Source organism: Streptomyces sp. Ag82_O1-12 (genome assembly GCF_900182715.1).
Lineage (GTDB): Bacteria > Actinomycetota > Actinomycetes > Streptomycetales > Streptomycetaceae > Streptomyces > Streptomyces massasporeus.
On sequence record NZ_FXUW01000001.1, the window covers coordinates 4,036,214 to 4,059,682 of the forward strand.

Here is a 23,469-nt window from a genome sequence, read left to right on the forward strand (position 1 = left end):
GCTCCTCTCCTCGGTTCCTTCGATCAGCGCGCTTCTTCGCGTCTGTCGTTCTCCACCGAGACTGGGCGGGTCAAGGGCCATCGCCCAGGCCGCACGCTGCCTGGGTGCGGCACACCCAGGCAGCGCCAGGACCTCACCCCTAGCCTGGACGCATGGCTGACAACCACCTGGGCGACTTCCTCCGCGCACGCCGCGCCGATCAGCGGCCGGAGGACGTCGGCATGGCGAGCTACGGGACTCGCAGGGTCGCCGGACTGCGCCGTGAGGAGGTCGCCGTCCTGGCCGGAGTGAACGCCGACTACTACACGCGCCTGGAGCAGGGTCGCGAGCGCAACCCCTCACCCCAGGTGCTCGACGCCCTCAGCCGCGCGCTGCGGCTCGACGCGGATGCCCGCGCGCACCTGTACCGGCTCGCCGGAGCCGCTCCGGGCGATCAGGTCGCCGTACACACCGCCGACTCGGTCAACCCCGCGCTGCGCCAGCTGATGGACGGCTACCCGCACACCCCCGCCTTCGTCCTCGACCGGGCCCTCGACATCCTCGCCACCAACGCCCTGGCCGACGCCCTCTACGCGCCGTTCGACCCGGCGGACAACCTGGCGCGTATGACGTTCCTCGACCCCGCGGGCCGGCACTTCTACACGGACTGGGACCGGGCAGCCCAGGCCGCCGTCGCCAACCTGCGCCACGCGGCGGGCTTCGACCCGGACGACCCCCGGCTCCGGGCATCGGTCCGCACCCTCACCGAGCACAGCACGGAATTCACCCGCCTGTGGAACGCCCACACCGTGCGCGGCAAGACCCGGGACGCCAAGCACCTCCTCCACCCGGACGTAGGCGCCCTCACCCTTACCTACCAGGCGTTCGATGTACGGGACGCGCCCGGCCAGCAGCTCGTCATCTATCACGCCGAGCCGGGCAGCCCCAGCGCCCAGGCCCTGGGCCTCCTCGGCTCCCTCCACGCCACCCGGCGCCCGTCCCGGCCCCGCACCCAGGGGCGGGGCTGACCTCCGCTCACCCGCCAGGCTCGGCCCACGACGGACGCCAGGTCTCGCCCTCGGACAACCGCGGACGGGTGGCCAGGAGGTGGTCGCGGAGGGCGGCGAGGCCGGGATGTGGGTTGTCCGTGCGCCAGAGGAGGGAGTGCGGGTAGACCGGGGTCGGGTGACGCAGCGGGATGAGACGCAGGTCGTGGTCGGTCGGCCAGACGAGTGGGGTTCGCTCGCTGAGGAAGGTCGCCAGGGACGGAGAGCTCGCGATGGTGTCGAGGAGGGCTTCGATGCCGAAGTTGGGGCCGATGGTGTCGATGGTCGGGCCGAAGGTCGCGGCGAGTTCGTCGTAGTACGCGGCCCACTCCGTGCCGGGGGCGTTGCCGGGCATCCAGATCCGGTGCCCGGCCAGTTGCGCGGGTGTCACCGAGGCGGCGCGGGCGAACTCGTGGCCCGGGCCGACGCACAGGCGCATCGGCTCGTCCAGGACCGGGACGGCCTCGATACCGTCGGGGAGCCGGTGCCCGGGCATGGTGACGGCACGGAACGTGGCGTCGACGGCCCCGTCCCGCACGGCGGCCACCGCCTTGTCGGCGGCGCCGAACAGCGTGACGACGTCCAGGGCGATCTCCGGATGCGCCCGGTGGAAGTCCCGTACCAGTCCGGCCGTGGCGACCCGGCGCCCCACGACGTCCACGCGTAGCGCACGGTCCCCTGGACGCACGGCGGCCACCGCCCGCTCCTCGGCCTGGAGCAGGGCCCGGGCGTGCGGCAGGAGCGCCTGCCCGTCGATGGTCAGCTCCGCTCCCCGTGCCGTACGGACGAGCAGCCGCACCCCGAGGTCCTTCTCCAGCGCGGCGATCCGCTTGGAGACGGCCTGCTGAGTGACGGCCAGATCCACGGCGGCCTTCTGAAACTGCCCGGAGCCGGCGATCGCGACGAATGCCCGTACGGCTTTGAGGTCCACGTCGACAGCCTAGTCACACAACAAGAGGTTGTTCAGCGTACGCGTGTCGGTTGTTTGATCCCGGGGTGACGGGTTCGTTTTGATGAGTAGCCGCCTTCCGGGAAAGCGGCACCTACAACTATCAGTTGTATCAGAGTTGGCCCCGTCCTCGGAGGTGCGCGCCATATGCCGGACTCTTTCGTCCACCTGCACAACCACACCGAGTACTCGATGCTCGACGGTGCGCAGAAGCTGAGGCCGTTGTTCGCCGAGGTGGCCCGGCAGGGTATGCCCGCGATCGCGATGAGCGACCACGGAAACATGTTCGGGGCCTACGAGTTCGCGCAGACCGCCAAGGGCTTCGAGACGGTGAAGCCCGTCATCGGTATCGAGGCGTACGTGGCGCCCTCCTCCCGGTTCGCCCGCAGGCAGGAGTTCTGGAAGCCGGGCGGCCGCCGGGCCGTCGGGGAGGACGGCGAGGGCTCGAAGGACGTGTCGGGCGGCGGCCGTTTCACGCACATGACCATGTGGGCGTACGACGCCCGGGGGCTGCGGAACCTGTTCCGGCTCAGCACACAGGCCAGTTACGAGGGCCAGTTCCCGGCCGGGAAGCCGCGTATGGACCGTGAGCTGATCGCCGAGCGGCCGGACGGCATCATCGCCACCACCGGCTGCCCCTCCGGCGAGGTCCAGACCCGGCTGCGGCTCGGGCAGTACGCCGAGGCCAGGGCCGCCGCCGGCGCCTTCCAGGAGATCTTCGGCCGGGAGAACTACTTCCTGGAACTGATGGACCACGGCCTGGCCATCGAACGCGACGTCAGGGACGGACTCCTGCGCCTGGCCAAGGACCTGGACCTGCCCCTCCTCGCCACCAACGACGCCCACTACGTCACCGAGGACCAGGCCGACGCCCACGACAACCTGCTGTGCATCGGCGTCGGCAAGAACAAGGACGACCCGCGCCGCTTCCGCTTCAGCGGATCCGGCTACTACCTGAAACCGGCCGCCGAGATGCGCGCCCTGTTCGCCGACCTGCCCGAGGCCTGCGACAACACGCTGCTGGTCGCCGAGCGCGTCGAGTCGTACGACGAGGTCTTCGACCATGTCGACGAGATGCCGCGCTTCCCGGACGTGCCCGAGGGCGAGACGCAGGAGTCATGGCTGCGGAAGGAGGTCCTCAGGGGCCTGGCCCTGCGCTACGGGGATCCGGTGCCGCCGCGTGTCCTGGAGCGGTTCGAGACCGAGATGTCGGTCATCGGGCCGATGGGCTTCAGCTCGTACTTCCTGGTCGTGGCGGACATCTGCCGGTACGCCCGCGCGAACGGCGTCCCGCTCGGCCCGGGCCGCGGCTCGGCCACCGGGTCCCTCGTCGCCTACGCCACCCGCATCACCGAACTGTGCCCGCTGGCGCACGGGCTGCTCTTCGAACGGTTCCTGAACCCCGAGCGCATCAACCCGCCCGACGTCGACCTCGACTTCGACGACCGGCAGCGCGACCGGATGGTCCGCTACGTCATCGACAAGTACGGCGACGAGTACACGGCCCTCGTGAACACCTTCGGCCGGATCAAGGCGAAGAACGCCATCAAGGACTCGGCGCGCATCCTGGGCTATCCCTTCGCCCACGGCGAGCGGATCACCAAGGCGCTCCCGCCCGACCAGAACGGCGCGTCCGCCCCGCTGGACGCGATCTTCGACACCTCCCACCCGCGCTACCCGGAAACCGGTGAGATCCGGCGGCTGTACGACGGCGAGCCGGATGTGCGGCGGGTGATCGACACGGCCCGTGGGGTGGAGGGCCTGACGCGCGGCACCGGTGTGCACGCCGCCGCGGTGATCCTCTCCAAGACCCGGCTCACCGACCGGATCCCGCTGCACCTGCGGGCCTCCGACGGTGCGCGCATCACCGGTTTCGACTACCCGTCGTGCGAGGCGATGGGCCTGGTGAAGATGGACTTCCTGGGGCTGCGGAACCTGGGCGTCATCGACCAGGCCATCGGACACGTCCGGGAGAACCGGGGCATCCGGCTGGCCACCGTCGATCCCGGGGACGGCGACCCGGGCACCGTCGTCATCCCCCTGGACGACGCCCGGACCTACCGGCTGCTGGCCGAGGCCAACACCCTCGGCGTCTTCCAGCTCGACAGCGGCGGCATGCGCGCCCTGCTCAAGCTGATGGCGCCCACCCGCTTCGAGGACATCGCCGCGGCCAACGCCCTGTACCGGCCCGGCCCGATGGCCGCCAACGCGCACACCAACTACGCCCTGCGCCAGAACGGCAAACAGGCCCCGGCCCCGATCCACCCGGAGCTCAAGGAGGCCCTCGACCCGATCCTCGGCTCCACCCACCACCTCCTCGTCTACCAGGAGCAGATCATGGCCATCGCCCGGCAACTCGCCGGCTACACCCTGGGCGGCGCGGACATGCTGCGCCGGGCGATGGGCAAGAAGAAGCCGGAGGTGCTCGCCGCCGAGTGGGAGAAGTTCCACGGCGGCATGCGGGCGAACGGCTACTCCGACGAGGCGGTCCAGGCCCTCTGGGACGTGATGCTGCCGTTCTCCGGCTACGCCTTCAACAAGTCCCACACCGCCGGGTACGGCCTCGTCTCCTACTGGACCGCCTACCTCAAGGCCAACCACCCCGCCGAGTACATGGCCGCTCTGCTCACCTCGGTCGGCGACGACAAGGACAAGGCCGCCCTCTACCTCGCCGACGCACGTGCCAACGGCGTCCGTGTGCTGCCGCCCGACGTGAACGAGTCGGTCGCCGAGTTCGCCGCGGTCGGGGACGACGTACGGTTCGGCCTGCGGTCCGTGCGCAACGTCGGCGACGGCGTCATCGAGGCCGTCATCGACGCCCGCCGCGGCAACGGGCGGTTCACGTCCTTCTCCGACTTCCTGCACAAGGCCGGCCTTCCCGCGCTGAACAAGCGGGCCGTGGAGTCCCTGGTCAAGGCGGGCGCCTTCGACTCGCTCGGGCACTCCCGCAAGGGGCTGGCCGCCGTGCACGAGGCCGCCGTCGACGCGGTGATCCCGGTGAAGAAGGCGGCGAGTTTCGGCCAGGACGACCTGTTCACCTCAATGGACGGAGCCGGGACGGACGGCGACGGCCCGGCCTTCGGGCTGGACTTCCCCGTCGACGAGGAGGAGTGGCCACGCCGCCAACTGCTGGCGATCGAACGGGAGATGCTGGGCCTCTACGTCTCCGCACACCCCCTCGACGGAGCCGAGCGGATCCTCGCCTCCGCCCGGGACTGCTCCATCGCCGAGCTCCTCGCCTCCGGCCGCACCTCCGGGGAGGTACGGCTGTCGGGGCTGATCACCGGGGTCCAGCGCAAGGTGACCAAGCAGGGCAACGCCTGGGCCGTCGTCCACCTCACGGACCGGGACGCCGGTATCGAGGTGCTGTTCTTCCCCGCGGCCTATCAGTTGGTCCAGCACGCGCTCACCGAGGACGACGTCGTCTCCGTACGCGGCAGGATCGAGGACCGCGACGGCACCCTGAGCCTCTTCGGCCGGGAACTCGCCGTCCTGGACGTGTCCCCGGCCGAGCACGGCGGCAGGCCCCCGGTCCATCTCGCCCTGCCCGCGCACCGGGTCACCCGGCAGGCCGTGGGCGAACTGAAACGGATCCTCACCGACCACCCGGGCGAAACCCCGGTCCGCCTCCGGATCCTCGGCACCCGCAAGACGACCGTCTACGCGCTCCAGACCACGGTGAACCCCACCACCGTCGCCTCGGACGTGAAGGGCACGTTCGGGGCGGACGCCTGGGTGGGCCTCGCGTGATGCCCCTGGTCTGCGCCCGCTGCGCGGCCCCGGCTCTGCTGGCCGCCCGCTACCCGCACACCTGGCACAACGGCTCCGGCGAACGGGTCGAGGGCCTCAAGGAGTCGGTACTGTGCGGGACCTGCGACACGGACGACCCAGCGGCGGCCGCGCTGCTGACCCTGCTCACCGAGGACGGCCCGCAGCCCCCGACCCGCCTCACGGACGCCGTCGACGACTGGCTGGCCACCGTCAGCCACCGCACCCCCGACCCCGCCGCCCTCGACGCCGAGGAGTCCCGCTGGCGGTCCGGCGACCTGTAGGCCCGCCCCAGCCCGGCGGGCACCGTGCCGCCAGGAACCGCACCCACCCCGAAGAGAACAACACCCCGCCGGCTTGCCCAGCTGCGGGCAGTCGTGCCGCCAAGGGCGGCACGGGTGGGCGCAGGCGGCACCCGGCCATGCCGGGCCGCGCACCCACCCCGCCCCGGCACCGACGCGCCGGGCCGGTCACCCGCAGGGCCCGTCACCGCCCCGGCACCACCCGCCCCGACCACCGCCGCGCAACGGCTCCACCGCCGCCCGCACGCCCCCAACCACCGCGCCGGCCAACACCACCGCCACCGATCATGCGCCGCCGCCCACGGCGAGACGTGTGCGAACGGCATCTGAACATCCGGGCGTGCCCTCCCACCCCCCGGGGGCAGGTGGACGCGCGGCCCGCCCTATGAGGACGCTCCGGGGCGTACGGCGTCACCGGGAACCGTCCACCCACCCGTCCACAGCCTGTGGGCAGCCGCCCCCCTCAGCCGGCCCTGTGGACGCCCGCGAGCCGCCCCCCGCTATCCCGCACGTCATGTCTCCGTAACCAGTGATTCAGACGAGCTTGCGAAGCTCGGCCAATGAATCCCGCCGTGCCAGAGCCTTCCCCGCCCCGTGAGGGTCCCGAGGGAAACGGGAGCACTCATGTGACACCCCCGCTCCCGCCCGCGCTGTCCGACGCGCCCGTGATGCTCGCGGCGCGGAAGAATGGGTCCATGAGCCAGCCGAACACCCAGGCACAGGTCCAGCACGCGCAGCCCTCCGTGGGCTCCATCGCCGCGCACCGCCCGCACACGGTGGCGGCAGCCGTCTCCGATCTGGAACCGGACATCGACGCCGACCTCGACGCCTACGAGGAGTCGCCGTACGACGGGCCGCAACTGCCGCAGGGCCGTTTCCTCGACCGGGAGCGCAGTTGGCTCGCGTTCAACGAGCGTGTGCTGGAACTCGCCGAGGACCCGAACACGCCCCTGCTGGAGCGGGCCAACTTCCTCGCGATCTTCGCCAGCAACCTGGACGAGTTCTTCATGGTCAGGGTGGCCGGTCTGAAGCGCCGTATCGCCACCGGCGTGGCCACCCGCTCCGCCTCCGGCCTCCAGCCCCGCGAGGTGCTGGAGATGATCTGGGCCCGCTCGCGCGAGCTCATGGCCCGGCACGCCGCCTGCTACCACGAGGACGTCGCCCCCGCACTCGCGGAGGAGGGCATCCACCTGGTCCGCTGGAGCGAGCTCCAGGAGAAGGAGCAGGCCCGCCTGTTCACCCTGTTCCGGCACCAGATCTTCCCCGTGCTGACCCCGCTGGCGGTCGACCCGGCGCACCCCTTCCCGTACATCTCCGGCCTGTCCCTGAACCTGGCCGTCGTCGTACGGAACCCGGTCACGGGCCACAAGCACTTCGCCCGGGTGAAGGTGCCGCCACTGCTGACCCGCTTCCTGGAGAGCTCCCCGGGCCGCTACGTCCCCATCGAGGACGTCATCGCCGCCCACCTGGAGGAGCTCTTCCCGGGCATGGAGGTCCTGGAGCACCACGCCTTCCGCCTCACCCGCAACGAGGACCTGGAGGTCGAGGAGGACGACGCGGAGAACCTTCTCCAGGCCCTGGAGAAGGAGCTCATGCGGCGCCGCTTCGGGCCGCCGGTGCGCCTGGAGGTCGAGGAGTCCATCGACCGCGAGGTCCTGGACCTGCTGGTGCGCGAGCTGAAGATCAGCGAGGCCGAGGTGTATCCGCTGCCCGGCCCCCTGGACCTCACGGGTCTGTTCCGCATCGCGTCCCTGGACCGGCCGGAGCTGAAGTACCGCAAGTTCGTCGCCGGCACCCACCGCGACCTCGCCGAGGTCGAGTCGGCGTCCGCGCCGGACATCTTCGCCGCGCTGCGCGAGCGGGACGTGCTGCTGCACCACCCGTACGACTCGTTCTCCACCTCCGTCCAGGCCTTCCTGGAGCAGGCGGCGGGCGACCCGGACGTCCTCGCGATCAAGCAGACCCTGTACCGGACCTCCGGCGACTCCCCGATAGTCGACGCGCTCATCGAGGCCGCCGAGTCCGGCAAGCAGGTCCTGGTCCTGGTCGAGATCAAGGCCCGCTTCGACGAGCACGCCAACATCAAGTGGGCGCGCAAGCTGGAGGAGGCCGGCTGCCACGTGGTCTACGGCCTGGTCGGCCTGAAGACCCACTGCAAGCTGTCGCTGGTGGTCCGCCAGGAGGGCGAGACGCTCCGCCGTTACAGCCACGTCGGCACCGGCAACTACCACCCGAAGACGGCCCGCCTCTACGAGGACCTCGGCCTGCTCACGGCCGACCCGCAGGTCGGCGCCGACCTCTCGGACCTCTTCAACCGCCTCTCCGGCTACTCGCGCCGGGAGACCTACCGCCGTCTCCTGGTCGCCCCCAAGTCGCTGCGCGACGGCCTGGTCTCGCGGATCGCCAAGGAGGTCCAGCACCACCGTGCCGGGCGCCCCGCGCACGTCCGCATCAAGGTCAACTCGATGGTCGACGAGGCCCTCATCGACGCCTGCTACCGCGCGTCCCAGGCGGGCGTGCCGGTGGACATCTGGGTGCGCGGCATCTGCGCGGTGCGCCCGGGCGTGGCCGGCCTCTCGGAGAACATCCGGGTCCGCTCGATCCTCGGCCGCTTCCTGGAGCACTCCCGGGTGTTCGGCTTCGGCAACGGCGGCGAGCCCGAGGTGTGGATCGGCAGCGCCGACATGATGCACCGCAACCTCGACCGCCGGATAGAGGCCCTGGTCCGGGTCACCGACCCGGCCCACCGGGCAGCCCTGAACCGGCTGCTGGAGACCGGCATGTCCGACTCCACCGCCTCCTGGCACCTCGGCCCGGACGGCGACTGGACCCGGCATGCGACCGACGCGGACGGACAGCCCCTGCGCAACGTCCAGGAGATGCTCATAGACGCCCGGAGGCGCCGGCGTGGCACAGCAACACCTTGACCCGACGGATCCCCGATCCAGGCCCGCCGGGGCCGTCCCCACCGGTGACGCCCTCGCGGGCTATCTGCGGGCCCAGGCCACGGAGTTCCTCCGAGCGCTGCGCCTGCACCGGGAGACGGGGTCGGGGGCGAACAGCTCGGAGGGGTCCGCCGAGGCGGCCCGCGCCCTGCGCCGCTCGGCCCGGCGCATCAGCGCCGGCCTGCACACGTTCCAGTCCCTCCTCGACTCGGACTGGTGCGAGGCGATGCGCCCCGAACTGGCCTGGGTGTCGGGGACGTTGGCGATGGAGCACGCGTACACGGCCCGTCTGGAGCGCCTGCTGACGGCGCTGCACCGGCTGTCGGGGTCGACGGCGCTGCCGGGGCAGACGGCCGGCGCCGGCGCCGCCGGCCGCGCGGACGCTCCGGCGGGCACGCGCGCCGACTCGGCCGCGGGTGGTCGTGCCGCCCCGGCCGCATCCGTCCCGCCGCGAGCGGCATCCCGCGACGCCGGGCTGCGCAATCCGGCGGCCGCGGCACCGGAGCGCGGCAACCTCACGGTCGGAGCGGCGAAGGCGGGCGCCCTGCTGGACCGCCAGCTGACCCTCGCCCGTACCCGGGCCCACTCCACGGCCTTGCAGGCCCTGGGCAGCAGCCGTTTCCACGCCGTCGCGGACAAGGTCGCCGTTCTGGCCAGCGAGGTCCCGCTCACCAGGGCCGCCGGCAGCGCCGACCTGCGCCCTCTCGCCGCCGCAGCCCAGGACCGGCTGGCCGACGCCGTGACCGCCCTCCCCCTCGTCACCGCGGGAAGCCCGTACAACGCCGCGGCCCTCGTCCACGGCCTGTCCCCGGACACGGTCCCGCACCCGCAGGACGCCCCGTGGCACCAGGTCCGCCTGCTGCTGCGCCTGCACCGCTACGCGCGCGAGGCCGTCAGCGGCCCCAAGGGCAACGCCGTGGTCGACCTGCGCCTGCTCTCCGCGGGCCGGGCCCTGAACCGGCACCGGGACGCCTCGGAGGCGGCGGCAGCGGCGGCCCAGGCGGCCCGCACCCCGCGCATCACCCCGGCCACGGCGTACGCCCTCGGCGTGCTCCACGCCGACCAGCGGCACGAGGTGGAGGCGGCGCGCTTCGCGTTCCAGCAGTGCTGGCAGAAGGAGACCGTCCGCACGTCATGACCGGCCGGCCGGGCAGGTCCGGCCACGGCACCAGGAGGCGGTGAAACCCGGTGAGCACCCCCAAGGACACCACCGTTCAGGCGGCGGGCTGCGTCCTGTGGCGCCACTCCCCCACCACCGGCGAGCCCGAGCTCTGCCTCGTGCACCGGCCGAAATACGACGACTGGTCGTGGCCGAAGGGGAAACTGAAGCGCGGCGAGGCGGCACTCGACGGAGCGCTGCGCGAGGTGGCGGAGGAGACGGGCTGCCGGGCCGAGCCCGGGCCCGAGCTGTCGACCCTGCGCTATGCGGCGGGCGGCCGCCCGAAGCAGGTCCGCTACTGGGCGGCCGAGGCCGTGTCCTGCGCGTTCTCCCCGACGGACGAGGTGGACCGGGTCCTGTGGCTGACTCCCGCCGCCGCCCGCGACCGTCTCACCCAGCCCCACGACCGGCCGCTGGTCGACGAGCTGCTCGCCGTTCTGCACCTCCCGCGGACGGCCCGCTGACCGGACGGTCCCCATTCGTCCGCAAAAGCGGAATGCCGAGATGCTCTCCCCGTGAGCATTCCGTGACCTCACCAGGCCTTAGGCAGGGGTTCACCCCTCGTTCATGTGCGGCCATCGGCGCCTTCACCTGTTCTGCCTAATTTCAGCCTTACCGACGCGAGCCGCGCCTGCCGAGTGCGACCGCGTCCGCGTCACTCAGACTTCGCACGCCGCCGATCAGGACGGCGGCTCCTGGAAGGAACTCAAGTGAAGCTTCAGCGCATGAACCGGCGGGCCCTCGCTCTCGGTGCTCTCGCCGTCTCCGGCGCCCTGGCCCTCACGGCGTGCGGCTCCGACGACACCGGCAACAGCAACGGCGGCGGCTCGTCCAACGCCGCCGCGCCGAGCAACGTCAAGTGCGACGACGCCAAGGGCCAGCTGCTGGCGGACGGGTCGTCCGCGCAGAAGAACGCGATCGACGCCTGGGTGAAGCAGTTCACCTCCGCCTGCCAGGGCCTCCAGATCAACTACAAGGGCGGCGGCTCCGGCGCCGGTGTCACCGCGTTCACCCAGGGCCAGGTCGCCTTCGCCGGCTCCGACTCCGCGCTGAAGCCCGACGAGGTCACCGCCTCCAAGAAGGTCTGCACCGGCGGCCAGGGCATCGACCTGCCGATGGTCGGCGGCCCGATCGCGGTCGGCTACAACGTCAACGGCGTGGACAACCTCGTCCTCGACGCCCCGACCCTGGCGAAGATCTTCAACGGCAAGATCACCAACTGGAACGACGCGGCGATCAAGAAGCTGAACCCCGACGCGAAGCTTCCGGACCTCAAGATCCAGGCGTTCCACCGCTCGGACGACTCCGGCACCACGGACAACTTCACCAAGTACCTGATCGCCACCGCCAAGAGCGACTGGCCCTACGACGGCGGCAAGACCTGGCAGGCCAAGGGCGGCCAGTCGGCCTCCGGCTCCTCCGGCGTCGCCCAGCAGGTGAAGCAGACCAACGGCGCCATCGGCTACTTCGAGCTGTCGTACGCCAAGGACGGCCTGAAGACGGTCGACCTCGACACGGGCGCCGCCCAGCCGGTCAAGGCCACCGTCGAGAACGCCACCAAGGCGATCTCCGAGGCCAAGGTCGTCGGCACGGGCAAGGACCTCTCCCTGGAGCTGAACTACGGCACCAAGGCCGAGGGCGCCTACCCGATGGTCCTCGTCACCTACGAGATCGTCTGCGACAAGGGCAACAAGTCCGACACCCTGCCCGGCACCAAGGCGTTCCTGCGCTTCATCGCCTCCGAGGACGGCCAGAAGATCCTCTCGGAGAACGACTACGCGCCGATCCCCGCCGACATCATCTCCCAGGTCCGCACCACCATCGAGGGCCTGAGCTGACCCGAGTGCGGCCCGGCCCCCTCCCCGGGACCGGGCCGCACCGTCCGGTGCACCGCCGCCAGTGGCCGTACCCCGCGTACGGCTCCGCAGACCGGAGAACCCGATGGGCACACCCACACAGATAACCGACGCGCCTCCGCCCGCTCAGCAGCCGACCGTCGACAAGCGCGCCGCGCGCGGGGCCACCCGGCCCGGAGACCGGATCTTCCTCGGTCTCTCCCGCGGGTCGGGCATCCTGCTGCTGGTGATCATGGCCGCGATCGCGGTCTTCCTCACCTACCGCGCCTCCCTCGCCATCAGCAAGGACCAGGGCAACTTCCTCACGACCTTCCAGTGGGACACCAACCTCGTCCCGCCGAACTTCGGCATCGCCGTCCTGGCCTTCGGCACGGTCGTCTCCTCGATCGTCGCCATGGTCATCGCGGTCCCGGTCGCCGTCGCCATCGCGCTGTTCCTCACGCACTACGCCCCGCGCCGGCTGCGCGGCCCCATCGCGTACGTGATCGACCTGCTCGCCGCCGTGCCGTCCATCGTCTACGGCCTGTGGGGCGCCCTCGTCCTCGTGCCGCACATGAACGGCCTCTTCGGCTGGCTGAACGACTACCTGGGCTGGACCGGCATCTTCTCCTGGGAGGGCGGCGCCCCCCGCTCGATGCTGACCGTCGGGATCCTGCTCGCGATCATGATCCTGCCGATCATCACCAACGTGAGCCGCGAGGTCTTCCGCCAGGTCCCGCAGATGCACGAGGAGGCGGCCCTGGCGCTCGGCGCCACCCGCTGGGAGGTGATCCGCATGGCGGTCATCCCCTTCGGCCGCTCCGGCGTCATCTCCGCGTCGATGCTCGGCCTCGGCCGCGCCCTCGGCGAGACCATGGCCGTCGCGACCGTGCTCTCCCCGACCTTCGACATCCAGGCCAGCCTGCTCGACCCGGGCGGCGGCACGTTCGCCCAGAACATCGCCAGCAAGTTCGGTGAGGCCACCGAGTTCGGCCGCGACGCGCTGATCGCCTCCGGCCTGGTCCTGTTCGTCATCACCCTGCTGGTCAACGGCGCGGCCCGCGCGATCATCGCCCGCCGCAAGGAGTACTCGGGGGCCAACGCATGAGCACCGCAACCCTGACCCCCAAGGGCCCCAGCACCCTGCGCGGCGCCCGCCTGCCCAAGTGGTCCCCGTTCGCCATCGCCGGCGGCTCGATCGCACTCGCGGTCGGCATCGGCCTGGCCGGCGGCCTGCACAGCCGCGTCCAGTGGGGCCTGATCGCCGCGCTGCTCTACCTCGCCGGCACGTACGCCATCGCCACCGCCGTGGAGGGCAAGCGCCAGGCCAAGGACCGCATCGCGACCTCCTTCGTCTGGGTCGCCTTCCTGCTCGCCGTCGTCCCGCTCGCCTCGCTGCTCTGGTCGACCGTCGTGCGCGGCGTGAAGGTCCTCGACGTCTACTTCCTGACGCACTCCATGGGCGTCGTCGCCGACACCGAGCCCGGCGGCGGCATCTACCACGCCATCCTCGGCACCCTGGAGCAGGTCGGACTCGCCACGGTGATCGCCGCGCCGATCGGCGTGCTCACCGCGATCTACCTCGTCGAGTACGGCCGGGGCAACCTCTCCAAGGCCATCACGTTCTTCGTCGACGTCATGACCGGCATCCCGTCGATCGTCGCGGGTCTGTTCATCCTCAGCCTCATGCTGATGTTCGACATGGAGCCCTTCGGCTTCGCCGGCTCGCTGGCCCTGGCCATCCTGATGATGCCGGTCGTCGTCCGCTCCACGGAGGAGATGCTCAAGCTCGTCCCGAACGAGCTGCGCGAGGCCTCCCTGGCGCTCGGCGTCCCCAAGTGGCGCACCATCCTGAAGGTGGTCCTGCCGACCTCCATCGGCGGCATCACCACGGGCATCATGCTCTCGATCGCCCGCATCACCGGCGAGACCGCCCCGGTCCTGCTGCTGGTGTGGGGCAACGCGTTCATCAACGCCAACCCCTTCGAGGGGGCGCAGGCCTCGCTGCCGCTGTACATCTACCAGCAGTACGCGAACAGCGCGGGCTCCGGTGCGGCGTACGACCGCGCCTGGGCGGCCTCGCTCACCCTGATCGCCTTCGTGATGCTCCTGAACCTGGTGGCCCGCGGGATCGCCCGCTGGAAGGCCCCGAAGACCGGTCGCTGACGCGACAACCTGCGGCTACCGCCGCGCGGGGCCACAGCGACCCCCCAGACTTTTGGAAGTGAAGTAGTCATGGCCAAGCGAATCGACGTAAGCGGACTGACCGCCTACTACGGCTCCCACAAGGCGATCGAGGACATCTCGATGACCGTCGAGCCGCGCTCGGTGACGGCGTTCATCGGCCCGTCCGGCTGCGGCAAGTCGACGTTCCTGCGCACCCTGAACCGCATGCACGAGGTCACCTCGGGCGGCCGGGTCGAGGGCAAGGTGCTCCTGGACGACGAGGACCTCTACGGCACGGGCATCGACCCGGTGTCGGTCCGCCGTGAGGTCGGCATGGTGTTCCAGCGTCCGAACCCGTTCCCGACGATGTCGATCTTCGACAACGTCGCGGCGGGCCTGCGGCTGAACGGCAACTACAAGAAGAGCGAGCTCGCGGACATCGTCGAGCGCTCCCTCAAGGGCGCGAACCTCTGGAACGAGGTGAAGGACCGCCTGAACAAGCCGGGTTCCGGCCTCTCCGGCGGTCAGCAGCAGCGGCTGTGCATCGCCCGGGCGATCGCGGTCGAGCCGAACGTCCTGCTGATGGACGAGCCCTGCTCCGCCCTGGACCCGATCTCCACCCTCGCCATCGAGGACCTCATCGGGGAGCTCAAGGAGCGCTTCACGATCGTCATCGTGACGCACAACATGCAGCAGGCGGCGCGCGTCTCGGACCGCACGGCGTTCTTCAACCTCGCGGCCGTCGGCCAGCCCGGCAAGCTCATCGAGATCGACGAGACGGAGCGCATCTTCTCCAATCCGTCGGTCCAGGCCACGGAGGACTACATCTCCGGCCGCTTCGGCTGATCCGGCCTGCCGAGTCTCCTCGCGGTGCTGCATGGCGGTGCCACCGCGAGGCCGAAAAAGGGCCCGCCCCTCTCCCAGGGGCGGGCCTTTTCGCGTACCACTTCGCTTCGAGCGGGCGGCAGCCGCCCGGCTACGGGCGGGCCCGCGTTCCGGCTCGGTCTGTACCGCATGCCGTCGGACGAGCGCAGCCGATCTACAGAAACGCCAGACTCACGACCTACAGAAACGCCAGATTCACGATCCCGAAGGACGCCGCAGCCACGATCGCCGCAGCCGGCATCGTGATGAACCACCCCAGGATGATGTTCTTGGCGACACCCCACCGCACGGCGTTGACCCGCTTCGTCGCGCCCACACCCATGATCGCGGAGGTGATGACATGCGTCGTGGAGATCGGCGCCTTGAACAGGAACGCCGAGGTGAACATGATCGACGCGCCCGTCGCCTCCGCCGCGAAACCCTGCGGCGGGTCCAGCTCGATGATCTTCCGCCCCAGCGTCCGCATGATCCGCCATCCACCGGCGTACGTCCCCAGCGACAGCATCACCGCGCAGGCGATCTTGACCCACACCGGGATCGGATCGCCGTAGTCCTCGACATCGGCGATGACGAGCGCCATCACCACGATGCCCATGGTCTTCTGCGCGTCCTGCAGACCGTGTCCCAGCGCCATGCCGGCCGCCGAGACGGTCTGCGCTATGCGGAAGCCCCTCTTGGCCTTGTGCGGGTTGGCCTTCCGGAAGATCCACATGATCGCGGTCATCACCAGATAGCCGGCCACCAGGCCGACCACCGGCGAGACGAACATGGGGATGACGACCTTGTCCAGCACTCCGTGCCAGTAGACCGTCGTCCCGCCGGCCAGCGCCGCGCCGACCATCCCGCCGAACAGCGCGTGCGAGGAGGAGGACGGCAGCCCGAAGTACCAGGTGATGAGGTTCCAGACGATCGCGCCCACCAGCGCGGCGAAGAGGATGCCCATCCCCTTCGACCCGGTCGGTGTCTGGATCAGCCCCTCACTGACGGTCTTGGCGACCCCGGAGCCCATGAACGCACCGGCGAGGTTCATCACCGCGGCCATGGCCAGCGCGGCCCTCGGCGTCAGCGCCCGCGTGGAGACCGACGTGGCGATCGCGTTCGCCGAGTCGTGGAAACCGTTGGTGTACGTGAAGAAGAGCGCGACGCCGATGGTCGCGACCAGAGCGAAGGTGTCCATGAAGGGCTCAGGACTCCTTGACGGCGATGGTCTCCACCGTGTTCGCCACGTGCTCGAACGCGTCCGCCGCTTCCTCCAGCACATCCACGATCTGCTTGAGCTTGAGCACGTCCATGGCGTCGTACTTGCCGTTGAAGAGGTGCGCCAGCAGCTTGCGGTGGATCTGGTCGGCCTGGTTCTCCAGCCGGTTGACCTCGATCCAGTACTCGGTGAGGTTCTCCATGGTGCGCAGGTGCGGCATCGCCTCGGCCGTCAGCTCGGCCGCGCGCGCCAGCACCTCGATCTGCTGGTCGACGCCCTTGGGCAGTTCCTCGACGTTGTAGAGGACGACCAGGTCGACGGCCTCCTCCATGAAGTCCATGATGTCGTCGAGGGACGACGCGAGGGAGTAGATGTCCTCGCGGTCGAACGGCGTGATGAAGGAGGAGTTCAGCTGGTGGAAGATCGCGTGCGTGGCGTCGTCACCTGCGTGTTCCGCTGCCCGCATACGCTCTGCGATCTCGGCCCGGGCGGGTGAGTCCGCCCCGAGCAGTTCCATGAGGAGCTTCGAGCCCGTGACGATGTTGTCCGCGGAGGCGGCGAACATGTCGTAGAAGCTCGTCTCCCTGGGGGTCAGACGAAAGCGCACGTGGGGTCCTCGGGGTGCTTCGGTTTCGGTCAGGCTGATGCTAGGCGCAACATCCGGCCACGGCTATCGGGCCGCCCACCAGTGTCACCCATCGGGCACGGTGATGAGCACGGGGGCGGTTTCCAGGGCCGTATACCCGGCAAAGTTCGGTACCATATACCCACCAGGGGTATATGTCGGCCCACTGCCCACCAGGAGGAAGCGATGACGGACGTGACCGACGCAACAGATGTCGCACATGTCACCACCGGCACCGCCGACACCACCGGTGCGGACGGGACGGCCGATCACGACCACGGCGTGCACGGTTACCACAAGCAGAAGGACGAACACCTCAAGCGGCTGCGCCGTATCGAGGGCCAGATCCGCGGCCTGCAGCGCATGGTCGACGAGGACGTCTACTGCATCGACATACTCACGCAGGTCTCCGCCTCCACCAAGGCCCTCCAGTCCTTCGCCCTGAAGCTGCTCGAGGAGCACCTGCGGCACTGCGTGGCTGACGCGGCCCTCAAGGGGGGCGACGAGATCGACGCGAAGGTGAAGGAGGCGACCCAGGCGATCGCCCGCATGCTGCGGACGTGAGCCGGGTGTCGCGGCCCGTGGTCAGCGTCCGGAGGGGCCCCGCTCCTCGGCCACTTTCAGCACCTCGTCGATGCTCTCCAGGCTGAGCCGTTCCTGGGCGGCCGAAGCCGCGATGATCAGCTCTCCGCACAGCTCGATCTCGGCGAGGGCCACGTGGTCCTGAACTGCCGTACCGCCGACCGGAGCCACGTGCATCACCTCATCTCTGCCGTTACCGACTTCCTAGAGTAGGGAGCGGCGTACACACCGCGCATGGCACGGACGGGCTAGTTCACGCCGGTCACTCCTCGGCGATCTTGCCCGCGTAGATGTCCTCGGTTCGGGGCAACCGTACGCGCACCGAGGCCCCGAAATCGTAGAGCAGCGTGGTCGAGGCGACGGCGACAGGGCTCTTCTGCCGGCCGTTCAGGAAGCTGAAGCGGTGTCTGACCTTGCGGATGCGTCCCTCGTCGTCGAGGTAGGCGTCGAACGGCACCTCGGCGGTGGCGAACCCCCCGGCCGCCGCCTTCAGGGGGCCCTTGTTCCCGTCGCTGGCCCGCCGGGCCGCGTCACCCAGGTGCGCCGTCCCCCGGTAGTGCCGCACCTGGGTGCCCGCCACCTCCGTCCTGCCCACGTACGTCGCCGTCCGCGTCCCGAGCAGCACCTCGGCCGCCGTGAACGGATCGGTGGCCCCGCCGGTGACGAGGTTCCCGTCGGACAGGGTCCGCGTGTCCACCCGCACCCACTTGTCGGCCGGTACACCGGCGCCCCGGTTCTTCATGAACAGCGCACCCGGCGCGAGCAGTTCGGTGATCGGCCGGCGCTCGGCGACCCCGGCGGGATCCTGCGGCAGCAGCACCTTCAGCTGCCCCATCCGCTTGCGGTAGTCGTACACCCCGGCACCCCGGATGGTCACCCGGGTCCCGCCGGCGGCCATCTCCATCGACGTACGGGCCCTCGAACTCCCCGCGCCGATCAGCCGGTCGGCCGCCTTCCGCAACGTGACGACCGGGTCCCCGCCGCGGGAGTCGCCGGCGACCGCGTCACCCCCGGAGCACCCCGCGGCACCCAGCCCCGCCCCCGCCAGGAGCCCGGCCGCGACCACCGCCGCGCCCGCCCGCCTGTGCCGCCGTTCCCGCTGCCGCCCAGTCATCGCCTGCCTACCCCCAGCCGGTACGTCCGTCACGGGCCCCCTCGTTGTTCCGGTTAACGACGGGTTTGTGCCCCCGTCACGCGAGCCCGTGCCGACCGGCATACGAACCCTTTACCTGCGCTGGGTAACGTTGTCGGCGTGGCGCAGCAGGACGGGCTGGAAACTCCCCCCAACCTCCCGGAACACCGCACGACGACCATGGAGAAGGGCCGTTTCTGCATGGCCCACTGCATCTGCGGCTGGCGCGGCCCGGCCCGAAGAGCGCGAAGCCAGGCGCGCACGGACGCGGAGAAGCACGCGATGGGCTGACACCCGTGACGGACGCCGATCGGTCGCCGCCGGTCCGGTGGAACCCCCACCCCCCGTCGCCCCGTCTCCCAGGGCGGAACCACCGGGAGGCCCCATGGAACGGCGCACGATCCTCACAGCCGGCACGGCGGCGGTCGCCGCGGCCGCGACCCCCTTCGCCACCGCCTGCACACAGTCGCGCACCCGCTCCGGGGCCGCGGCCACCAACGCCGCGCACACCACCACGTCGAGAGCCGCCGCCGCCGACTGGTCCGCCCTGGCCCGCGACCTCGACGGCCCCCTGATACGCCCGGGCGACGCCAACTGGCCCGCGGCCCGGCAGCTCTACAACACCCGCTTCGACAACCTGAAGCCCGCCGCGGTCGCGTACGTGTCCCACCCGGACGACATCCGCACCACCCTGGCCTACGCCCGCGCCCACGCCCTGCGCGTGGCGATCCGCAACGGCGGCCACTCCTACGCCGGCTGGTCCTCGGGCGACGGCCGTCTGATCGTCGACGTCTCGAAGCTCAACCGCGTCCGGGCCTCCGGCACCACCGCGGTGGTCGGCGCCGGCGCCAAACTCATCGACGTCTACCGCGCCCTCGCCGCGAAGGGCGTCACGATCCCCGCCGGTTCCTGTCCGACGGTCGGCGTCTCGGGCCTCACCCTCGGCGGCGGCCACGGCGTGGTCTCCCGGGCGTACGGCCTGACCTGCGACAGCCTCACCCGGGCCACGCTGATCACCGCGGACGGCAAACAGCTCACCGCCGACGCCCGCGAGAACAAGGACCTCTTCTGGGCCCTGCGCGGCGCGGGCAACGGCAACTTCGGCGTGGTCACGGAGCTGCACTTCAAGACCCACCCGGCCCCGCAGGGCGTCTCGGCGTACCTGTCCTGGCCCTGGTCGAAGGCGGCCGCGGTGGTGAAGGCCTGGCAGGAATGGGGCCCGTCACAGCCCGACGAGATCTGGTCGTCCCTGCACCTGGCGAGCGCGGCGGGCGGCACTCCGACGGTCTCGGTCGCGGCGTTCTCCCTCGGCACCTACGGCGAACTCAAGAACGCCGTCGACCGCCTGGCCGACCGCGTCGGCGCCCCGGCCCGCAGCGTCTCCCTGAAGCGCCGCTCGTACGAGGAGTCGATGGAGGTGTACGCGGGCTGCTCCTCGTTCCCGACGGACGCGCAGTGCCATCTGCCCGGCGCGACCCCGGGACGCTCCACGAAGGGCGCGCTGGGCCGTGAGACGTACGCGGCGGCGTCGGACTTCTTCGACCGGTCCCTCTCCACGGCCGGCATCCGCACGCTGCTGTCCCAGCTGGCTTCGGTGCGCGGCGGCTCGGGCAGCATCGCGCTGACCGCCCTCGGCGGAGCGGTCAACCGCGTCTCCCCCACGGCCACGGCGTTCGTCCACCGGCGTTCGCGGATGCTGGCCCAGTACATCGGGGCGTGGCGGGCCGACACGAGCGGTGCGACGTCCCGCGACTGGCTGGCCTCGGCCCACAAGGCCATGCGCCCGTACGCCTCGGGGGCGGCCTACCAGAACTACACGGACCCGACGCTGACCGACTGGCGCAAGGCGTACTACGGAGACGCGGCGACCCGCCTGGCCAAGCTGAAGAAGCAGTACGACCCCAACCGCTTCTTCACGTATCCCCAGGCGCTGTAGGCGGGTTGCCCCCGGGCGCGGCAGGGCGCTGCATGCGGCTTGCGCCGTCGCGCCCGGCGGCGTCGCGCTAGGCGGCGAGGTCCCTCTCGGAGGTCCGCTCGCTGCGGGCCTCGGGGATCACCGTGTCGTCCCGTTCCGCCCGCCCTCTGCCGCGCACGAGCCATCCCACCCGGGGCGAGCGCTCGACGGCCTTCACCACGGGCGTCAGCAGGGCCATGGCGAGCGGCGACAGCAGCAGCGCCACGGCCGTGCCCAGCGCGAACCCGCCCACGACGTCGGTCGGGTAGTGCACGCCCATGTAGACGCGGATGAACCCGCCGAACAACGCCAGCACGAGCGCGACGAGCCCGAACCTGCGGTGTGCGACGAACAGGCCGACGGCCATCGCCATGACGATCGTCGCGTGGTCGCTGACGAACGAGTAGTCGGTCTTGCCCTGGACGAGCACCTCGAGCCCCTGGTGGTCCAGGAACGGCCGGGGCCGCTCCACGAAACCCCGTATGGGCACGTTCACCAGCACGGCGATCCCGGCGGCCAACGGCGCCCAGACCAACGCCGCGACGGTGGACGCCGCGTCCTCGTCGCCCCGGCGCCGCACGGACCACCAGCACCACACCACGAGCAGGACGATGGCGAGCAGCAGCCCGTACTCACCGACGTACTCCATGACGCGGTCGAACCAGCCCGGCGCGTCCTTGGCCAGGCCATTGATGTCGTACAGCAGGTCGACGTCGGGGTTCGACCCGGAATCGGCGAGTCCAGCCATGGTGCTGCGGCCCCTTCGTCGTCTCTCCCGGCGCACCTGTGCGTGCGCCGCTCCTGCCACCCCCGTGGTTGTAGATCCGCTTCCGCCGCACGCGTGCATGACACGTGCCGAATGAACGTCTGCTCGGCTACGTCAACAGGAACGCATGCTCCCCGTCGTTACGTTCCACACTCCACCGAATGATCACGCAGACGTTATCGAAGAGAGATACGTCTTCGCAGCTCAGGGGGTGGGTTCACACACGGTTCACACCGTCGTGGGCAGTGCTTTCGCGCCATCTTCGGTGACGCGGGTGGCTCCGAAGTAGTCGGGGGTGTCGATCGGGTCGAATCGGATGACGGCACCGGTCCGGGGCGCGTCGATCATGTACCCGCCTCCGACATAAATGCCGACATGCCGGATGGCGCGGGAATTGGTCAGGTCGTCCGAGAAGAACACCAGGTCGCCGGGGAGCAGTTCGTCCCGCGAGGGGTGCGGACCGGCGTTGTACTGGTCGTTGGCGACACGCGGGAGCTTGATGCCCACGGTCTCGTAGGCGGCCTGGGTCAGTCCCGAGCAGTCGAAGCGTCCGCCCTGCTCAGCGGTGCCGGTGCCGCCCCAGAGGTAGGGCGTGCCCAGCTTCTTCTGCGCGTACTCGATGGCGGCGGCGGCCTGCTCGGAGGGGTCGACCCGCCCGACCGGCGCCGCGAAGCTCTCCGAGAGCGTCGTGATCCGCTTCACGTAGGTGCGGGTCTCGCTGTACGGCGGCACGCCCCCGTGCTTGATCACCGCGTACGCCCCCGCGTTGTAGGCGGCCAGCATGTTCTCGGTCGCATTCCCGCCAACCTTCTTCACGTACGACGCGAGTTCGCAGTCGTACGAGGCGGCCGAGGGAATCGCGTCCTTCGGGTCCCACACGTCACGGTCGCCGTCGCCGTCGCCGTCGATGCCGTGACTGGCCCAGGTGCCGGGGATGAATTGCGCTATCCCCTGCGCGGCGGCCTGGCTCTGCGCCCTGGGGTTGAAGCCGCTCTCCTGGTAGAGCTGGGCGGCGAGCAGGGCCGGGCTGATGGCGGGGCAGAGGTTGCCCCACTTCGCCACGAGGGACGCGTACGCGGCGGGCACCGATCCCTTGGCCAGCGATTTCGCCCCACCGCCCACGCCGTTGACCAGGTTCCCCGCGACGAGGTAGACCCCGACGACGAGCAGCATCACGAAGGCCAGGGCGGAGCTGATGGCGACACCCGCCACGATCCATGCCTTACGCACCGTCAACCGCCCCTCACCGCCCAGGAGTCCGTTGGTCAGTGTAGAGGCGGCCGGCACGCCCGGGAATGATCACGGGGAGGAGAGTCGGGGGCGGACGGGGGGAACGGCGCACGGCACGGGCGGCACGGCGAGAGCACGACGGCTCCGGCCGGCGCACGGGGTCGCGGCGCGTCACGGGTGCCCCGCCGCCCGCCGGTACAGCCGCCGGGCCTGCGCACCGAGGACCACGCTGTAGGAGACCCCGGGGGTCGTCCCGCCCTGGTCGTGCCCGCCGAGGACCCCGACGACCTCCCCGTCCCCGTTCACCCAGGGGCTGCCGCTCGTACCCCCGCTGAAGCCGGGGCACGCGACGCGCTGCTGGGTGCGGCCGAGCGCGGCCGGCTTGTCGGTGCAGCTGACGGGCGTCTCACGGGTGTCGGGGTACCCGGTGACGGTCACTCCGGTGACCCCCGTCGCCGTACCGGTCACGAACCGGTTCCCGCCGACGACGTCCTGGACCTCCGTGCCCCCGCGCGGCGCGAGCACGGCGAACCCCACGTCACTGTCCTCGTGCCGCCCCTCGACCCACCCGCGGGGCAGGAACCGCCGCTGCACCCTCCACTCCCCGTAGGGCGCACGCCCGTCCCGGTAACCCGGCACGAACACCAGCCCTCCGTCGCCGCCGAGACAGTGCGCCGCGGTGACGATCAGATCCCGGTGCGGCGCGTCCACGACGGACGCCGTGCAGAAGTGCCCTCCCCCCGCGGCCCGCAGGAGCACCCCGACCCGGGCGTCGCGCACGCTGACGGTCACACCGAAGGGACCGGCCCCGTCGTCGGCGGTATCGACGGACACGGTGAGGAGGGCGACGAGCATCACGACGACGGCCAGGACGCGCTTCACCGGGGCGACTGTGCCGGACGAAGGTGAGAGGAACGTCAGACAGCGGTCTGTTCGTCGGACACCGCC

21 protein-coding genes are annotated in these 23,469 nt (G+C 70.8%); 13 read left to right on the plus strand and 8 right to left on the minus strand.

Annotated features, from left to right (window positions below; all coding sequences use genetic code 11):
* Positions 1–152 precede the first annotated feature (152 nt).
* On the plus strand, positions 153–1,007 hold the full coding sequence (locus QOL88_RS18515) for a helix-turn-helix transcriptional regulator (protein ID WP_097217490.1): 855 nt from the start codon (positions 153–155) through the stop codon (positions 1,005–1,007).
* Positions 1,008–1,014: 7 nt separating this feature from the next.
* On the opposite strand, the gene QOL88_RS18520 is transcribed toward QOL88_RS18515, so the two are convergent.
* Positions 1,015–1,956: a LysR family transcriptional regulator gene (locus QOL88_RS18520; protein WP_097217492.1), complete on the minus strand. Its 942-nt coding sequence runs from the start codon at positions 1,954–1,956 to the stop codon at positions 1,015–1,017.
* Positions 1,957–2,121: 165 nt separating this feature from the next.
* Between QOL88_RS18520 and dnaE the strand changes: the two genes are divergently transcribed.
* From dnaE to pstB, 9 genes are all read left to right on the plus strand, one after another.
* Positions 2,122–5,724: a DNA polymerase III subunit alpha gene (gene dnaE / locus QOL88_RS18525; protein WP_097217494.1), complete on the plus strand. Its 3,603-nt coding sequence runs from the start codon at positions 2,122–2,124 to the stop codon at positions 5,722–5,724.
* Entirely contained in the window at positions 5,724–6,026 is a 303-nt protein-coding gene (locus tag QOL88_RS18530; protein ID WP_097217496.1) for a DUF6300 family protein, read from the plus strand. The genes dnaE and QOL88_RS18530 overlap by 1 nt, the downstream gene beginning before the upstream one ends.
* Before the next feature lie 578 nt (positions 6,027–6,604).
* The gene (locus tag QOL88_RS18535; RefSeq protein WP_097217498.1) at positions 6,605–8,971 is read left to right on the plus strand and encodes an RNA degradosome polyphosphate kinase; all 2,367 of its coding nucleotides are present in this window, start codon (positions 6,605–6,607) and stop codon (positions 8,969–8,971) included.
* A complete protein-coding gene (locus QOL88_RS18540; RefSeq protein ID WP_097217500.1) occupies positions 8,952–10,127 on the plus strand; it encodes a CHAD domain-containing protein in 1,176 nt (391 codons plus the stop codon). Before QOL88_RS18535 ends, QOL88_RS18540 begins: the two co-directional genes overlap by 20 nt.
* A 50-nt stretch (positions 10,128–10,177) precedes the next feature.
* Entirely contained in the window at positions 10,178–10,612 is a 435-nt protein-coding gene (locus QOL88_RS18545; RefSeq protein WP_097217501.1) for an NUDIX hydrolase, read from the plus strand.
* Between the two features lie 246 nt (positions 10,613–10,858).
* Positions 10,859–11,986: a phosphate ABC transporter substrate-binding protein PstS gene (pstS, locus tag QOL88_RS18550; RefSeq protein WP_179878898.1), complete on the plus strand. Its 1,128-nt coding sequence runs from the start codon at positions 10,859–10,861 to the stop codon at positions 11,984–11,986.
* A 103-nt stretch (positions 11,987–12,089) separates the two neighbouring features.
* On the plus strand, positions 12,090–13,091 hold the full coding sequence (gene pstC, locus QOL88_RS18555) for a phosphate ABC transporter permease subunit PstC (protein ID WP_097217504.1): 1,002 nt from the start codon (positions 12,090–12,092) through the stop codon (positions 13,089–13,091).
* Complete coding sequence (pstA, locus tag QOL88_RS18560; RefSeq protein WP_097217506.1) at positions 13,088–14,149, plus strand: phosphate ABC transporter permease PstA; 1,062 nt, start codon at positions 13,088–13,090, stop codon at positions 14,147–14,149. The genes pstC and pstA overlap by 4 nt, the downstream gene beginning before the upstream one ends.
* A gap of 69 nt (positions 14,150–14,218) precedes the next feature.
* Complete coding sequence (pstB, locus tag QOL88_RS18565; RefSeq protein ID WP_097217508.1) at positions 14,219–14,995, plus strand: phosphate ABC transporter ATP-binding protein PstB; 777 nt, start codon at positions 14,219–14,221, stop codon at positions 14,993–14,995.
* A gap of 217 nt (positions 14,996–15,212) precedes the next feature.
* Here the strand turns inward: pstB and QOL88_RS18570 are convergent, their stop codons facing one another.
* Both QOL88_RS18570 and QOL88_RS18575 read right to left on the minus strand, forming a co-directional pair.
* Entirely contained in the window at positions 15,213–16,211 is a 999-nt protein-coding gene (locus tag QOL88_RS18570) for an inorganic phosphate transporter (protein WP_097217510.1), read from the minus strand.
* Between the two features lie 7 nt (positions 16,212–16,218).
* Positions 16,219–16,839: a DUF47 domain-containing protein gene (locus tag QOL88_RS18575; protein WP_097217512.1), complete on the minus strand. Its 621-nt coding sequence runs from the start codon at positions 16,837–16,839 to the stop codon at positions 16,219–16,221.
* A 204-nt stretch (positions 16,840–17,043) separates the two neighbouring features.
* Here QOL88_RS18575 and QOL88_RS18580 point away from each other — a divergent pair, with 204 nt between their 5' ends.
* The gene (locus tag QOL88_RS18580) at positions 17,044–17,421 is read left to right on the plus strand and encodes a metal-sensitive transcriptional regulator (RefSeq protein ID WP_097217514.1); all 378 of its coding nucleotides are present in this window, start codon (positions 17,044–17,046) and stop codon (positions 17,419–17,421) included.
* A 21-nt stretch (positions 17,422–17,442) separates the two neighbouring features.
* Here QOL88_RS18580 and QOL88_RS18585 read toward each other — a convergent pair whose 3' ends face one another.
* Together QOL88_RS18585 and QOL88_RS18590 are read right to left on the minus strand one after the other, a co-directional pair.
* A complete protein-coding gene (locus QOL88_RS18585) occupies positions 17,443–17,610 on the minus strand; it encodes a hypothetical protein (protein ID WP_179878715.1) in 168 nt (55 codons plus the stop codon).
* 91 nt (positions 17,611–17,701) lie between these two features.
* Positions 17,702–18,553: an SCO4651 family lipoprotein gene (locus QOL88_RS18590; protein ID WP_097217516.1), complete on the minus strand. Its 852-nt coding sequence runs from the start codon at positions 18,551–18,553 to the stop codon at positions 17,702–17,704.
* A gap of 138 nt (positions 18,554–18,691) precedes the next feature.
* Between QOL88_RS18590 and QOL88_RS18595 the strand changes: the two genes are divergently transcribed.
* Positions 18,692–18,862 carry a hypothetical protein gene (locus tag QOL88_RS18595; RefSeq protein ID WP_179878716.1) on the plus strand — a complete coding sequence of 57 codons (171 nt, stop codon included), beginning with the start codon at positions 18,692–18,694 and terminating at the stop codon, positions 18,860–18,862.
* Positions 18,863–18,956: 94 nt separating this feature from the next.
* Positions 18,957–20,507 (plus strand): FAD-binding oxidoreductase, encoded by a 1,551-nt coding sequence (locus QOL88_RS18600; RefSeq protein ID WP_097217518.1) that lies wholly within the window; start codon positions 18,957–18,959, stop codon positions 20,505–20,507.
* A 67-nt stretch (positions 20,508–20,574) separates the two neighbouring features.
* Here QOL88_RS18600 and QOL88_RS18605 read toward each other — a convergent pair whose 3' ends face one another.
* The 3 genes from QOL88_RS18605 to QOL88_RS18615 all read right to left on the minus strand — a co-directional run bounded on the left by QOL88_RS18605 (position 20,575) and on the right by QOL88_RS18615 (position 23,403).
* The gene (locus tag QOL88_RS18605; protein WP_097217519.1) at positions 20,575–21,273 is read right to left on the minus strand and encodes a phosphatase PAP2 family protein; all 699 of its coding nucleotides are present in this window, start codon (positions 21,271–21,273) and stop codon (positions 20,575–20,577) included.
* A 246-nt stretch (positions 21,274–21,519) separates the two neighbouring features.
* A complete protein-coding gene (locus QOL88_RS18610; RefSeq protein WP_257028068.1) occupies positions 21,520–22,527 on the minus strand; it encodes a C40 family peptidase in 1,008 nt (335 codons plus the stop codon).
* Positions 22,528–22,692: 165 nt separating this feature from the next.
* Entirely contained in the window at positions 22,693–23,403 is a 711-nt protein-coding gene (locus QOL88_RS18615) for a trypsin-like serine peptidase (protein ID WP_502961615.1), read from the minus strand.
* Positions 23,404–23,469 lie beyond the last annotated feature (66 nt).

Coding starts and splice junctions, on each gene's coding strand:
- QOL88_RS18515 (WP_097217490.1), top strand. CDS start 153: ATGGCTGACAACCACCTGGGCGACTTCCTCCGCGCACGCCGCGCCGAT.
- dnaE (WP_097217494.1), top strand. CDS start 2,122: ATGCCGGACTCTTTCGTCCACCTGCACAACCACACCGAGTACTCGATG.
- QOL88_RS18530 (WP_097217496.1), top strand. CDS start 5,724: ATGCCCCTGGTCTGCGCCCGCTGCGCGGCCCCGGCTCTGCTGGCCGCC.
- QOL88_RS18535 (WP_097217498.1), top strand. CDS start 6,605: ATGAATCCCGCCGTGCCAGAGCCTTCCCCGCCCCGTGAGGGTCCCGAG.
- pstC (WP_097217504.1), top strand. CDS start 12,090: ATGGGCACACCCACACAGATAACCGACGCGCCTCCGCCCGCTCAGCAG.
- pstA (WP_097217506.1), top strand. CDS start 13,088: ATGAGCACCGCAACCCTGACCCCCAAGGGCCCCAGCACCCTGCGCGGC.
- pstB (WP_097217508.1), top strand. CDS start 14,219: ATGGCCAAGCGAATCGACGTAAGCGGACTGACCGCCTACTACGGCTCC.
- QOL88_RS18570 (WP_097217510.1), bottom strand. CDS start 16,211: ATGGACACCTTCGCTCTGGTCGCGACCATCGGCGTCGCGCTCTTCTTC.
- QOL88_RS18580 (WP_097217514.1), top strand. CDS start 17,044: ATGACGGACGTGACCGACGCAACAGATGTCGCACATGTCACCACCGGC.
- QOL88_RS18590 (WP_097217516.1), bottom strand. CDS start 18,553: ATGACTGGGCGGCAGCGGGAACGGCGGCACAGGCGGGCGGGCGCGGCG.
- QOL88_RS18600 (WP_097217518.1), top strand. CDS start 18,957: ATGGAACGGCGCACGATCCTCACAGCCGGCACGGCGGCGGTCGCCGCG.
- QOL88_RS18605 (WP_097217519.1), bottom strand. CDS start 21,273: ATGGCTGGACTCGCCGATTCCGGGTCGAACCCCGACGTCGACCTGCTG.